The sequence below is a fragment of the Actinoplanes sp. NPDC026619 genome, from assembly GCF_040638295.1.
Lineage (GTDB): Bacteria > Actinomycetota > Actinomycetes > Mycobacteriales > Micromonosporaceae > Actinoplanes.
Genome location: NZ_JBEZYA010000016.1, coordinates 48,206 through 61,115 on the forward strand (window position 1 = coordinate 48,206; position 12,910 = coordinate 61,115).

Sequence of the window (12,910 nt, forward strand, 5' to 3'; positions counted from 1 at the left end):
TAATTGCCTCCTCGTCGGGGGACCGTGGCGATAGCGTACGGATACCGGCCCCCCGCCCTGACTACGGTGCGCCAGCCACTGGAGGAGATGGGTCGCCGGGCCGCCCGGACCGTCCTGACCCTGGCCCGCCGCCGGTCACCGGACTCCCGGCGAGTGGAACTGAGCACCGAGCTGATGGTGCGCGCCAGCACCGCCCCGGTGCCTTCCCGCTCCGGTCACCTGCGCACCTGATAGCGAAGGTGAAGCACCCGGTTGCCCTGGATCACCACGTCCGGATCCGCCAGCAGGTGCTGCGCGTCGACCGACCCGAAGTAGCGTTTGCCCGACCCGAACACGACGGGTACGACGTCCATCCGAACCTCGTCGACCAGGCCCGCGGCAAGCACCTGGCCACCGACCTCGCCGGCAGCGACCTCGACCAGGCGGTCACCCGCAAGCTCCTGCGCCTTGGCCACGGCTGCCTCGACACCGTCGACGAAGTGGAACGGCGCCTCGGGGTCCCAGCCCTCGGGCGCCGGCCGGTGCGTCACGACGACCACGTGGTCGATCCCGGACGGAGGCTTCCCGTCCCAGCCGTCCGTCATGTCGAAGACGTGGCGGCCGACGACCGTCACCCCGATCTGGTCCCAGTACGGCCGGATGTAGCCGTAGGACGTCTGCGACACCTTCACGTAGCCGCTCTCGTCCAACGGGACGTCACCGCCGGTCAGCCAGTCGAACAGCGGTCCGGGCTGGTCATTCTCGTCCGCGACGAAGCCGTCCACCGACACCGAGCTGTACATGACGACCTTGCCCACGGGGCTCTCCTCTGCTGGGGGATGCCCCAAATTAGCGTGTCGTGAGCCGGCGCTCTTGTAAGAAATCAATCGGCCGGCAGCGGCCAGCCGTCCATCACGTGGCCGGGATGTTCGCGCCGGAACCGCCGCCGGACCTCGATGTACCGGGTCGGCGTGAGCCCGGTGAACGCCCGGAAATCGTGGCCGAAGTGGGCCTGGTCGAAGTAGCCGGCGCTACCGGCGAGGTCGCCCCAGTCGATCGGTCCGGCGGGGTCGATCGAGAACACCGTGGCGGTGAAGCGGTGGGTGCGGGCCAGCCGCTTCGGCGTGACCCCGACGAGCTCCTTGAACCGCTGTGCCAGATGAGTGCTGCTGACACCGGCTGCGACCGTCAGGTCGCCGATCGCCACCGCCCCGCCGGCTGCCGCGATGACGCTGCTCGCACGGCGGACCAGCCCCAACCCAGCGGTCTCGGACAGCCGCCGGCTCAGCTCCTCCTCGAGCAGCGTCAGCATCGCGCCCGGTCCGCCCGCCAGGGCCAGCCGGTCCCGCAGCTCAGCCACGGCAGGCCGGCCCCACACCTGCTCCACCGTCACCGGCCGGTCACACAGCTCGGCCGCGGGCATCGGCAGGAACGGCGCCAGCCCCCACGGCTTGAAGTGCACGCCGACGGACCGGGTCCGCGGCGGGTAGCTGAACTCCCACGCCCGCGTGGCCATCGTGACCACGCAGCCGTCGGCATACTCAGCCGTCTCGATGCCGGCACCGCCGCGGATCCGGAACGGCGCCCCCAGGTTGACGATGAGCAGCGCCGTCGGCGCCGGCGGCAGCGTCAGCCGGTCATACGGCGGCGCACCCTCGAGGTAGTAGAGGTCGTCGATCAGCCCGTCCAGCGGCGGCCGCGGCACTCTGGACACGTACTCCACACCCACAGCATCGCCCACGCCCCGCCACTGTCGCGCGCCGGGACGGGCGTAAGAAAGCCGGGCCCAGCTCAGCGATCGGAGGGACCGGACGATAGGACGATCGTGCCGGAACAGCTTCTTCTGCTCGGCAACCTGGTCATCATGGTCGCCTACGCCGCGATCATGGTGGCCATAGTCGTGCCCGTGAGCCGAGCGGGACAACTGCGCAGCAATAAACTGGCCGTCGCGACGGCGATGATCTTCTTCAGCTGCGCCGTCGGGCACGGGCTGCACGCGCTGACGATCTACCGGAGCATCGTCGACCACGGTGGCGCCCACCTGGGGCACGCCATGAGCGAGGCCTGGCCCCCCGCTGTCTGGGACCTGTTCACCGCCGCCGTCGGCATCTACTACTGGACCCTGCGCCGTGGCTACGGGGTACTGCTGGGGCGGGGCGCCATCTACGTGTCGCCCGGGGAGCAGCGCCGGATCGACGAGGCCGATGCCCGCGAGCGGGCGGCCCGCGACGTTGCCGAGAGCCACCTGGTGACGCTGACCGCCGTGGTCGAGCACACCGACGCCGCGATCATCGGGATCGGCCTGGACGGCATCGTGACCGCGTGGAACACCGGGGCCGAGCAGATGTTCGGCTGGACGGCCGCGGAGATGATCGGGCAGTCGATCGGGCTGCTCACCGACGAGTCCGGCTCTGTTCAGCAGGACGTGGTCCAGCGGCGGGTGCACGCGGGCGAGCAGCACCTGGCCTACGAGGCGCGCCGGCTGCGTAAGGATGGTTCGCCGATCGAATTGTCGATCAGTCTGGCTGCGATCCGGGACGCGTCCGGGGCGGTCACCGGGACCTCGGTGGTGGCCCGGGACATCAGCGCCGCCAAGGAGGCCGCCGACCGGCAGCGCGCGCTCGAGGAGCGCACCCACCAGCAGCAGCGGATGGAGAGTCTGGGCAAGCTGGCCGGTGGCATCGCGCACGACTTCAACAACATTCTCGCGATCATCGTGAACTACACCGAGTTCGCGGCCGAGGCGGCGGAGGGCAACGAGCCGGTGCGGGCCGACCTGGAGCATGTGCGCACGGCCGCGGACCGGGCGATGAACCTGACCCGGCAGCTGCTCACGTTCACCCGGGGCGACACGATCCAGCCGCAGGACGTCGACCTGCGGGATGCCATCACCGAGGTGCGGGCGATGCTGGACCGCACGATCGGGGAGGACATCGCCCTGTTCGCGCGGCCGCCGGCGGAGCCGCTGATCGTGCACGGCGATCCGGGTCAGCTCCAGCAGGTGCTGTTGAACCTGGCGATCAACGCGCGGGACGCGATGCCGGACGGCGGCACGCTGGTGATCGAGGCCGGGCCGGCCGAGCTGGACGGGCAGGAGATCAACATGCAGCCGGCGGTGGCCGCCGGGTCGTACGCGCGGTTGCAGGTCAGCGACACCGGCGAGGGGATGTCGGCCGAGGTGGCGACGCACATCTTCGAGCCGTTCTACACCACCAAACCCCGCGGCAAGGGTACGGGTCTGGGCCTGGCCACCGTCTACGGGATCGTCGCCGAGGCGGGCGGCAGCATCAACATGTTCTCCGAGCCGGGGGTCGGCACCACGTTCCGGATCTATCTGCCGCTGGCCACCGAGTCGGCCGGTCCGTCGACCACCGGCACCCGGCTGATGGCGCCGCCGAAGGGGCATGGCCAGCGGGTCCTGGTGGTGGAGGACGAGGCGCCGCTGGCCCGGGTCGTGCACCGGATCCTGACCGGAAACGGCTATCGGGTCCTGGCCGCCGCGACCGGCGCCGAGGGTTATCAGATCTTTCTGGCCCGGGGCTGCGACGCGCTGCTCACCGACGTGATCATGCCGGAGATGTCGGGGCCGCGGCTGGCCGAGCTGGTGCACGCGCAGCAGCCGGGGCTGCCGGTCGTCTACATGTCGGGCTACAGCAACGGGCTGCTCGGCAGCGCGCGGGTGCTCGACCCGGACATCCCGTTCCTGGAAAAGCCGTTCACGTCGAACGATCTTTTGCACAAGCTCGCCGAGGCTCTCAGTCGCGCACCATCTGATCTTCCGCGGACAGGTGCTCCACGGTGACGCCGGTCTCGGTGAACGTGCGGGTCACGACGCCGGAGGTGTAGACCCAGAGGATCCGCAGTGGCTCGTCGCCGACGTTGCGGAACAGGTGGGGGATCGGCGACGGGATATACGTGGTGTCATGGCGCTCGAGCCGCGTCACCACCCCGTCGACCAGCACCTCGGCGCGGCCGTCGAGGATCGTCACGTGCTCGTCGCAGTTGTGCGAGTGCATCGGGGCGCCGGTGCCGGGCGGGTAGACGCTGATCCCGCTGGTGATCCGGTTCTCGCCGGCCGCCGAGGTGGTGGTGATCAGCGGGGTGGTGGCGACCGCGCCGCCACGGTCGAGCACCTTGACGTCTGCGGACTTGATGATCACGGTCATGGGTTCGAGGCTATGCCCGCGCGACCGGTGATCAGCGATACGAGAAGTGCAGCCTTACGTTGCAGTCGACGACCTGTGAAGGCCTACCACCCCGTTGTTACGGTCCTGCGAAACACACATTCCGAGTGTGCGGGATCACAAGGCAGGGGTTGGTCGTCGATGAGACTTCCCGTCATCAAGCCGGACGCGATGACCGAACGGCAGCAGGAGATCAGCGCGCGAATCGCCGGGCGGCGGGGTGCCGTTCGGGGTCCTTTCCAGGTCTGGATCCAGAGCCCCGAATTGTGCGAGAAGGTCGAGGCGCTCGGCGCGTTCTGCCGTTTCGAGTCGAGCCTGCCGCTGCGGTTGCGCGAGTTGTCCCTGCTGATCGCCGCCCGGCACGCCGACGCGCAGTACTCGTGGAACGCGCACGTCGCCAAGGCGATCGAGGAGGGGATCCCGGTCGCCGCGATCGAGGCGATCGCCGAGCGCCGCGAGCCGTCGTTCGACAACCCGGCGGACGACGCTTTCTATCAGTTCTGCCAGGAATTGCTGGCCGACAATTTCGTGAGCGACGAGACTTTCGAGCGGGCCCGCCAGTATTTCGGGCCGCAGGGATTGGTCGACACGGTCGGCGCGCTCGGCAATTTCACCATGCTCGGCATGCTGCTCAACGCTTTCCAGGTGGATCTGCAGGCCGGCGCGGAGCCGCCGTTCCCGGACATCCGCGGCTACGAGCGGGTCAGCGATGGCCACTGAGGACCCCGTCGTCCGGGTCCGCGGCGTCTCGAAGAGCTTCGGCGGGGCGGTCGCGCTGCGCGAGGTCTCCCTCGACCTGTACCCCGGCGAGGTCCACGCGCTGATGGGGATGAACGGGGCCGGCAAGTCGACGCTGGTGCGCATCCTCTCCGGCGCGCAGAACGCGGACGGCGGCGTGCTGGAGATCGGCGGGAGCACCGCCGGGCAGCTCACCGCGCGCAAGGCCCGCCGGCTCGGCATCGCCACCGTCCCGCAGCGCCGCGAGCTGGTCATGACGCTCACCGTGGCCGAGAACATCATGCTCGGCGACCTCCCCACCCGTACGTCATTGGTGCGCTGGAATTCGGTCCGGCAGTTGGCCCGGCAGGCGTTGCGGGACCTCGGCATCAGCGTCGACGTGGACGCGCTCGCCGGCGACCTGACCGTGGCCGAGCAGACCATGGTCGAGGTGGCCCGCGAGGTGCGCCGGGGCGGCCGGGTGCTGATCCTCGACGAGCCGACCGCGTGCCTCGGCGCCGAGGCGGCCGCGCAGATCCACGCCCTGGTGCGGCGGCTGTGCGACACCGGCGTCGCGGTCGTGTTCATCTCGCACCACATCGCCGAGGTGCTGGCGCTGGCCGACCGGGTGACCGTGCTGCGCGACGGCCGGGTGGTCTGGGGCGGCCTGGCCAAGGAGACCGACGAGGCCGGCCTGGTGCACAGCATGGTCGGCCGGGACGTGGTCTCCACCCGGCCGGCCCGCAGGATCGGCAAGAAAGACAACGGCCTGCAGGTGTACGGCGTAAGCGACGGCCGCTTCATCGAGGACTTTTCGGTGGAGGTGCGGCGAGGCGAGGTCGTGGCCGTGCTCGGGCCGGCCGGCGACGCCCAGTCCCGGCTGTTCGACCTGCTCTCCGGCCGCCGCCGCCCGCAGCGGGGCCGGCTCGAGGTCGACGGCAAGAACGTCCCGTTCGGCAAGGTCGGCCGGTCGTTGCGCAGCGGGCTGCGCTGTGTCACCGGCGACCGCCGCCGGCTCGGCCTGATCCCCGAGCTGACCGTGGATGAGAACCTCCTGCTCGCGCAGGACCGGCTCGATCGCCGCCGGCTGCACCGCCGCGCCGGGCTGGCCCGCCGGGCCGCCCCGCTGCGCGACGACTACCGGGTCGTCACCCTCACCCCGAACCCGCCGGTCGGGCTGCTCTCCGGCGGCAACCAGCAGAAGGTCCTGCTGGCCAAGTGGCTCGGCACCGCGCCGGTCGCCTGCCTGCTGGAAGACCCGACCAACGGCGTCGACATCGCCGCCATGGCCGACATCCACACCCTCGTCGACGCGCTCGCCGCGGCCGGCGTCGCGGTGCTGCTCGCCTCCAGCGACGCCGACGAGGTGATGCGGCTGGCCGACCGGGTCGTCGTGGTCCGCGACGGCCGCCCGATCGCCGAGTACGCCATCGACGGCATCAGCCGCGACGAGCTCGTCGCCGTCGCCCTGGGAGGAACGATCTCGTGACCACCACTCTGCCGGCGCCGGCGGCGACCCGCCGCCGCCTCGTTCCCCGCGGCTTCACCCACGCCGGCCTGCTGCTCGTGCTCGTCGCGATCATCGTGTTCGCGAGCCTGCGCACCGACTCCTTCCTGTCCACCAACAACCTCCTCAACGTGCTGCGCCAGGTCAGCGTCGTCGCGGTCATCGCCGCCGGGCTGACCCTGCTGATGACCGCCGGCGGCATGGACTTCTCGATGGGCGGCAACGTCGCGGTCACCACCGCCGTCGCCGCGCAGCTGATCGCGCACGGCAACGCGCTGTGGCTGACGGTCGTCCTGTCGATCCTGCTCGCCGTCGTGATCGGCCTGGTCAACGGGGCGGTCGTCACGTTCACCGGGGTCGCGCCGTTCGTCGCCACGCTGGCCACCGCCACCCTGCTCGACGGCGTCGCCCTGCTGGTCATCAACGGTCTGAGCGTCTCGATCGACGACCAACTGACCTGGCTCGGCAACGGCAAGACGGCCGGGCTGCCCCACCTGCTGCTGGTCGCGATCGCGGTCCTGATCGTCACCGCGTTCGTCATGCGTTACACCACGTTCGGCCGGGACGCCTTCGCGATCGGCGGCAACGAGGACGTGGCCCGGCTCTCCGGGATCAACGTCAACCGCGACAAGCTTCTGTTGTACGGGCTGGCCGGCGCGCTGTCCGGGCTGGCCGGCCTGATGCTGCTCGCCCGGCTCGGCGCCAGCAGCCCGGGCACCGGTGGGCTGCAGTTGCAGCTGACCGCGGTCGCCGCGGTGGTCATCGGCGGCACCTCCCTCGCGGGTGGGCGGGGCACCGTCTTCGGCACGGTTCTCGGCGTGCTCCTGCTCGGCGTCGTCGCCAACGTGCTCAACCTGTTGCAGATCTCCAGCTATTACCAGCAGATCTCGGTCGGCGCCGTGCTGCTGATCGCGGCGATCGCGAACCTCCTGCAACGCCGCCGTCACTGAATTCCTCCTTCATTTGAAAGGCAATGACGCCATGCCCAAGAAGGCTCTCCGTGCCGTTTCCGCATTATTGTTCGCGGCCGTTTCGATAAGCGCCTGTGGTGACGATTCCGCAGCCGGAAGCTCCGATAAAACCGTCACACTCGGCTTCGTCAACGGCGCCAATACCGAATTCCACACCTGTCTGCAGAAGGCGATCGAGGCCGAGGCGAGCACTGAGGGCGCGAAGGTCGTCGCGGCCAACTCGAAGCAGGACCCGGCGACCGAGCTGTCGAACATCGAGGACATGATCTCGCGCAACGTCAGCGCGCTGATCGTGCAGACGGTGAACGTGGACGCGCTCAAGAACGACATCCAGAAGGCCAAGAGCGCGAACATCCCGATCTTCCTGACCTCGGTGATCACCGACGACACGTCCGGCATTCTCGGCGCGGTGGTGGTCGACCTGAACGGGGTCGGCAAGCTGGACGCCGGCTGGGTGGCCAAGGACGCCGATTCCGCCGACGTCGAGGCCGGGGTCATCGCCGGAGCGCCGGGCGCCGCCTCGGACCTGCTCGTCAAGGGCTTCACCAGCGCTCTGCCGGCCAACGTCAAGGTGGTCGCCAACCAGCCCGGCATGTTCAACCGGGCCAAGGCCCAGGACGTCGCGGACAACATGATCCAGGCCCACCCCAACCTGAAGTACGCCTTCGTCGCGAACGAGGACATGGCGTTCGGCGCCCTGCAGGCGTTCCAGGCGGCCGGCAAGGACGTCAAGATCGTGACGGTCAACGGGACCGACGACGGGCTGGCCGCGGTGAAGGACGGCAGGTTCGCCGCGACCGTGGCGAACTCGGCCACCACCACCGGGCAACTGGCCGTCAAGAACACGATCACGCTGCTCAACAAAGGCCAGGCCGACAAGATCGCGAACACCCCGATCAGCCTGATCACCAAGGACAATCTCAGCGAGGCGCCGAAGTATTGCCTGTCGTAACCCCTTGTCAGCGAGATTGTTGACAATTAGGTTTCCGACGCGGGTCCGCGCGGCTACGAAAGCCGCGCGGCCTGACGGCAGGAGGTTCCATGGACCGCATCCTCGTCATGCGCAGCTTCGTCACGGTGGCGAAGGTCGGCAGCTTCTCCGGGGCGGCCAAACAGCTGGGCACATCCGGTTCACTCATCTCCCGGCACGTCGCCGACCTGGAGAAACAGCTGGGCGTACGCCTGGTCAACCGCACCGCACGCTCGGTCAGCCTGACCGAACCGGGCCTGCGCTACAGCGAGTTCGCCAACCGGATCCTCGACGAGATCGACGCCGAGGACGACAAGATCGCCCAGCTGCACGACCGGCCCGAGGGCCCGCTGTCGATCATCTGCCCGAAATGGATCGGCAGCCTCGACCTCGGCGATGCTATCGCCGCCTTCTCGGTGGCCCATCCGAAGATCGCCGTGCGGTTCGAGCTGGGCGGGATGTCCGACCGCACGTACGACTTCCTCGACTCCGGCTTCGACATCGCGTTCCACACCCGCGACCTGCGCGACTCCAGCGTCCGGTTGAAGAAGATCGCGTCGCTGCCGTTCGTTCTGGTCGCCTCCGAGACCTACATCAAGGAGCGGGGGTTGCTGACCAACCCCAACGACCTGAACAACCACGACTGCCTGGTGCACTCGAACGACCCGGTCTGGCGGATCGGGCACGGCCACGAGAGCACCCTGCACAAGATCCGGAACGTGGCGTTCAGCTCGAACTCGTACATCGCGTTGCAGAAGGCCTGCGTGCACGGGCGCGGCATCGCCCTGCTGCCGAGCCGGCCCGCCTACGACGAGCTGACCAGCGGCACCCTCAAGGTGCTGCTGCCCGAGCTGCAGGTGCCGGCCCGCTCGTTGTACGCGATCTACGGCCCGGCCCAGCAGGCGCCGCGCAAGGTCGAGGTCTTTCTCAGCTTCCTCACCGAATGGTTCACCGCGAATCCCATTCCGGCATTCGAGTAGCGCAATCAAGGCTTGCGTCATCGGAATGCCGATGGCGCGCCTGCCGCCCATAGGATCGGTATCAGCGCTTTCATGGAATTCGTGGAGGCGGGAAGGTGGCGTCGCCAAATGGGAATTCAACGGATCGAATCCGTCGTCTACACGGTCGACGACCTCGGCACGTGCGTGCGCTTCTTCGCCGATTTCGGGCTCGACCTGGTGTCGCTGTCCTCGCTCAGCGCGGTATTCGAGACGAAGATCGGCCAGACGCTGCACCTGCGCACCGACCCGGGCGGGCTGCCGGCCGCGGTGGAGAGCGGCAACACGCTGCGCGAGGTGGTGTGGGGCGCCGCCGACGAGGACGAGCTGGCGGAATTCGTGCGTGCGGCCGGCGCCGACCGGGAGGTCACCCGGGACGCCGAGGGCGTGTTCCACACCGTCGACGAGACCGGCTTCGGCGTCGGGCTCACGGTGGCGGGCCGGTCGAAGCACGAGCCGGCCGACCCGCGCCGGGCCAACGTGACCGGTTTCGTCAACCGGGTCAACGAGGCGCTCGGCAGCGTCGGGCAGGTGCGGCCGCTGCGCATGTGCCACGTCGCGCTGAACATCCCCAAACCCGGGCGGGAGGAGGCGGTCGCGTTCTACGTCGACCGGCTCGGGTTCATCCCGACCGACGTGGTCAAGCCGATGGGCACGTTCATGCGCGTGCCCGGCGACGCCGACCAGCACAACTTCCTGCTCTGCCATCGGCCCGACAAGGCCGGCGTCAACCACGTCTCGTTCGAGGTCCCCGGCTTCGACGACGTGATCGAGGGCGGCAACCACATGATCGAGCGGGGCTGGCAGGAGGCGCGGCGGCTCGGCCGGCACACGGTCGGCTCCAACGTCTTCCGCTTCGTGCACGCCCCCTGCGGCGGCCGGGTCGAGCTGGCCGCCGACATGGACCGCGTCGACGACACGTACGGCACCAGGGTGCACGACGAGACCCCGCCCCACCACATCTGGACCCTGCGCACCAACCGGGAGCAGTCATGACTTCCTATACCGACCTCGGGCTGTTCATCGACGGGGAGTGGAGCGGGGGCGGGTCGACCGTTCCGGTCCTCAACCCGGCCACCGAGGAGATTCTTGGTCACCTGCCGCTCGCCACCACCGCCGATCTGGACCGGGCGGTCGCGGCCGCGGTTGCCGGGTTCGCGGTGTGGCGGGCCGTCCCGATCTCCGATCGCGTGGCCATCCTGCACAAAGCCGCCGACCTGCTGACCGCGCGTGCCTCCCACGTGGGGCGGATCATGACGCTGGAGCAGGGCAAACCGTTCAAGGAGGCGCGGGGTGAGGTGCTGCGGGTCGCGGGCACGCTGCGCTGGGACGCCGACGATGCGCGCCGCGCCTACGGCCGGATCATTCCCTCGGCCGACGACACCGTGCTGTCGGTGCGGCATGAGCCGATCGGGCCGGTGGCCGCGTTCACGCCGTGGAACTTCCCGGCCGGCGGGCCGATGCGCAAGATCGCGGCGGCGCTGTCGGCCGGTTGCTCGATCGTCATCAAGGCGTCCGAGGAGACTCCCGGCACCGCCTGCGAGCTGGTCCGCTGCTTCGTCGAGGCGGGCGTGCCCCGCGGCGTACTCAATCTGGTCTTCGGGGAGCCGGCCGAGGTCTCCCGGCACCTGATCGCCAAGCCGGAGATCCGCCTGGTCGCCTTTACCGGGTCGATCCCGGTCGGCAAGCTGCTGGCCGCCCAGGCCGGCAGCGAGATGAAGCCCTGTCTGATGGAGCTGGGCGGGCACGCGCCGGTGATCGTGTGCGCCGACGCCGAGCCGGTGGTGGCGGCGCGCAAGGCCGCGTTCGCCAAGTTCGTCAACGCCGGGCAGGTGTGCACGTCGCCCAGCCGATTCCTGGTCCACGAGGACGTCTACGACGAGTTCGTCACCGAGTTCACCGCGGCGGCCGGCCGGGTCGTCGTCGGTGACGGCATCGAGGACGGCGTGACCATGGGGCCGATGGCCAATCCGCGCCGGCTCAAGGCGATGGAGGAGCTGGTCGCCGACGCGGTCAGTCGGGGCGCCACCCTTCTCCGGGGCGGGGAGCGGCTCGACCGGGCCGGGTTCTTCTTCGCGCCGACCGTGCTCACCGACGTGCCGGCCGACGCTCTCGTGATGACCGAGGAGCCGTTCGGGCCGATCGCCCCGATCGTGCCGTTCCGCGATCTCGACGCGGCCCTGGAGATCGCGAACTCGCTGCCCTACGGGCTGGCCGCCTACGGCTTCACCCGGTCGTCGGCCACCGCCGAGAAACTGATCCGCGGCTTCGAGGCGGGCATTCTCTCGATCAACCACTGCGGTGGCTCGGTGAGCGAGGCGCCGTCCGGCGGGGTGAAGCAATCGGGGTACGGCAAGGAAGGCGGTCCCGAGGGTCTCGAGGGCTACCTCGTCACCAAGCGCGTCTCGCACCTGCTGGCGGGCTGAGGTGCGCTATTGCCGGATTCTTGTCGACGGCCGGTCGGTCTTCGGTCTCGTCGAGGACGACGTGATCCGCCTGCTCGACGGATCTCCGTTGGCGGGTGGGCGGCCCGACGGCCGAGTCGTTCCGGCCGGCGTCGCCGTGTGGTTGCCGCCGATCGTGCCGCCGGTTTTCTATGCGGTCGGACTCAATTACCGCAGCCACATCTCCCACGCTCTGGCTCACGGTTACGCCGCCGCGCAACTGCCGGAGCGGCCCGAGGTGGGCTATCGCGCGAACAACGCGCTCGTCGGGCACCTGTCGCCGATCGTCCGGCCCGCTGAGATCGAGAACCGCTTCGAGGCCGAACCTGAGGTGGTGGCAGTGGTGGGCCGTACGCTCAAAAAGGCCTCGCGGGCCGAAGCGCAGGAAAGCGTCTTCGGCTGGACCATCGGCAATGATGTTTCCGCTCGTGATTGGCAGAATGCCGATCGCACGTTCTGGCGCAGCAAGAACAGCGACACGTTCAAGCCGATGGGCCCGTGGATCGAGACCTCGGTGGATCCGATGGCGCAGACCACCACGGTGCGGGTCGACGGCTCGGTCCGCGCGAAGTTCGCCACCGGCGCCATGGTCTTCGACCCGTTCGACTTCATCGTCGAGACCACGAAATACATCACCATGCACCCCGGCGACGTGCTGTGGATGGGGGCCGACGCCACCGTCCAGCTGGAACCGGGAAACGTCGTCGACATCGAGATCAGCGGTATCGGCGTGCTCAGCAATCCCGTCCTTTCCGGAAAGGCGCCCTGATGAGTAACAAACCTCGCTACATCCACCACGTGAACTTTCCGACGACCGATCCCGAGCGCACCAAGGAGTGGTACACGAAGGTGTTCGGGCTCAAGGCGATCCAGCCGAAGAGCAACACCAAGGTCGTGCTGATGACCCGCGGCAACTTCGATCTGCACTTCACCCCGGTCGAGGAGATGGACCGGATGGCGCCCTATCACTTCGCCATCGAGGTGGACGACTGGGACGGATTCCTCGCCCATCTCGCCGAGCTCGGGATCCGGCACACCCGGCCGGTCGAGCGGCCGGAGAACAAATCGAAGTTCTGCTACATCCACGACCCCGACCACACCATGATCGAGCTCGTCTATCACGGCAACCGTCCGGCTTAA

Annotated in this window: 14 protein-coding genes; 11 read left to right on the forward strand and 3 right to left on the reverse strand. The window is 69.0% G+C overall.

Going from position 1 to position 12,910, the window contains the following annotated elements; translation table 11 throughout:
* The first annotated feature begins 24 nt into the window (after window positions 1-24).
* Window positions 25-231 (forward strand): substrate-binding domain-containing protein, encoded by a 207-nt coding sequence (locus tag AB0E90_RS30615; protein ID WP_360413462.1) that lies wholly within the window; start codon window positions 25-27, stop codon window positions 229-231.
* Here AB0E90_RS30615 and AB0E90_RS30620 read toward each other — a convergent pair.
* Together AB0E90_RS30620 and AB0E90_RS30625 are read right to left on the reverse strand one after the other, a co-directional pair.
* Window positions 216-797 (reverse strand): dihydrofolate reductase family protein, encoded by a 582-nt coding sequence (locus AB0E90_RS30620; RefSeq protein ID WP_360413465.1) that lies wholly within the window; start codon window positions 795-797, stop codon window positions 216-218. The genes AB0E90_RS30615 and AB0E90_RS30620 overlap by 16 nt on opposite strands.
* A 65-nt stretch (window positions 798-862) precedes the next feature.
* Window positions 863-1,720, reverse strand: coding sequence for a helix-turn-helix domain-containing protein (locus AB0E90_RS30625; RefSeq protein ID WP_360413468.1), 858 nt, complete (start codon window positions 1,718-1,720; stop codon window positions 863-865).
* An 84-nt stretch (window positions 1,721-1,804) separates the two neighbouring features.
* Here AB0E90_RS30625 and AB0E90_RS30630 point away from each other — a divergent pair, with 84 nt between their 5' ends.
* Window positions 1,805-3,781, forward strand: a complete 1,977-nt coding sequence (locus AB0E90_RS30630; RefSeq protein ID WP_360413471.1) for an ATP-binding protein — start codon at window positions 1,805-1,807, stop codon at window positions 3,779-3,781.
* Here the strand turns inward: AB0E90_RS30630 and AB0E90_RS30635 are convergent.
* Window positions 3,735-4,145 carry a cupin domain-containing protein gene (locus tag AB0E90_RS30635; RefSeq protein WP_360413474.1) on the reverse strand — a complete coding sequence of 137 codons (411 nt, stop codon included), beginning with the start codon at window positions 4,143-4,145 and terminating at the stop codon, window positions 3,735-3,737. The genes AB0E90_RS30630 and AB0E90_RS30635 overlap by 47 nt on opposite strands.
* 159 nt (window positions 4,146-4,304) lie before the next feature.
* Here AB0E90_RS30635 and AB0E90_RS30640 point away from each other — a divergent pair, with 159 nt between their 5' ends.
* The 9 genes from AB0E90_RS30640 (at window position 4,305) to AB0E90_RS30680 (ending at window position 12,910) form a co-directional block, all read left to right on the forward strand.
* A complete protein-coding gene (locus AB0E90_RS30640; RefSeq protein ID WP_360413477.1) occupies window positions 4,305-4,883 on the forward strand; it encodes a carboxymuconolactone decarboxylase family protein in 579 nt (192 codons plus the stop codon).
* Window positions 4,873-6,369 (forward strand): sugar ABC transporter ATP-binding protein, encoded by a 1,497-nt coding sequence (locus AB0E90_RS30645; RefSeq protein WP_360413480.1) that lies wholly within the window; start codon window positions 4,873-4,875, stop codon window positions 6,367-6,369. The genes AB0E90_RS30640 and AB0E90_RS30645 overlap by 11 nt, the downstream gene beginning before the upstream one ends.
* Window positions 6,366-7,337 carry an ABC transporter permease gene (locus AB0E90_RS30650; RefSeq protein ID WP_360413483.1) on the forward strand — a complete coding sequence of 324 codons (972 nt, stop codon included), beginning with the start codon at window positions 6,366-6,368 and terminating at the stop codon, window positions 7,335-7,337. The genes AB0E90_RS30645 and AB0E90_RS30650 overlap by 4 nt, the downstream gene beginning before the upstream one ends.
* A 31-nt stretch (window positions 7,338-7,368) precedes the next feature.
* Complete coding sequence (locus AB0E90_RS30655; RefSeq protein ID WP_360413486.1) at window positions 7,369-8,310, forward strand: sugar ABC transporter substrate-binding protein; 942 nt, start codon at window positions 7,369-7,371, stop codon at window positions 8,308-8,310.
* An 89-nt stretch (window positions 8,311-8,399) separates the two neighbouring features.
* The gene (locus tag AB0E90_RS30660; RefSeq protein WP_360413489.1) at window positions 8,400-9,308 is read left to right on the forward strand and encodes a LysR family transcriptional regulator; all 909 of its coding nucleotides are present in this window, start codon (window positions 8,400-8,402) and stop codon (window positions 9,306-9,308) included.
* 108 nt (window positions 9,309-9,416) lie between these two features.
* Window positions 9,417-10,322, forward strand: a complete 906-nt coding sequence (locus AB0E90_RS30665; protein ID WP_360413492.1) for a VOC family protein — start codon at window positions 9,417-9,419, stop codon at window positions 10,320-10,322.
* Complete coding sequence (locus AB0E90_RS30670; RefSeq protein ID WP_360413495.1) at window positions 10,319-11,752, forward strand: NAD-dependent succinate-semialdehyde dehydrogenase; 1,434 nt, start codon at window positions 10,319-10,321, stop codon at window positions 11,750-11,752. The genes AB0E90_RS30665 and AB0E90_RS30670 overlap by 4 nt, the downstream gene beginning before the upstream one ends.
* A gap of 1 nt (window position 11,753) precedes the next feature.
* A complete protein-coding gene (locus AB0E90_RS30675; RefSeq protein WP_360413498.1) occupies window positions 11,754-12,539 on the forward strand; it encodes a fumarylacetoacetate hydrolase family protein in 786 nt (261 codons plus the stop codon).
* On the forward strand, window positions 12,539-12,910 hold the full coding sequence (locus AB0E90_RS30680) for a VOC family protein (protein ID WP_360413501.1): 372 nt from the start codon (window positions 12,539-12,541) through the stop codon (window positions 12,908-12,910). Before AB0E90_RS30675 ends, AB0E90_RS30680 begins: the two co-directional genes overlap by 1 nt.

Excerpts from the sequence above, each read along its gene's own strand:
- AB0E90_RS30635 (WP_360413474.1), bottom strand. The coding sequence starts at position 4,145 with ATGACCGTGATCATCAAGTCCGCAGACGTCAAGGTGCTCGACCGTGGC.
- AB0E90_RS30640 (WP_360413477.1), top strand. The coding sequence starts at position 4,305 with ATGAGACTTCCCGTCATCAAGCCGGACGCGATGACCGAACGGCAGCAG.
- AB0E90_RS30645 (WP_360413480.1), top strand. The coding sequence starts at position 4,873 with ATGGCCACTGAGGACCCCGTCGTCCGGGTCCGCGGCGTCTCGAAGAGC.
- AB0E90_RS30655 (WP_360413486.1), top strand. The coding sequence starts at position 7,369 with ATGCCCAAGAAGGCTCTCCGTGCCGTTTCCGCATTATTGTTCGCGGCC.
- AB0E90_RS30660 (WP_360413489.1), top strand. The coding sequence starts at position 8,400 with ATGGACCGCATCCTCGTCATGCGCAGCTTCGTCACGGTGGCGAAGGTC.
- AB0E90_RS30665 (WP_360413492.1), top strand. The coding sequence starts at position 9,417 with ATGGGAATTCAACGGATCGAATCCGTCGTCTACACGGTCGACGACCTC.
- AB0E90_RS30670 (WP_360413495.1), top strand. The coding sequence starts at position 10,319 with ATGACTTCCTATACCGACCTCGGGCTGTTCATCGACGGGGAGTGGAGC.
- AB0E90_RS30680 (WP_360413501.1), top strand. The coding sequence starts at position 12,539 with ATGAGTAACAAACCTCGCTACATCCACCACGTGAACTTTCCGACGACC.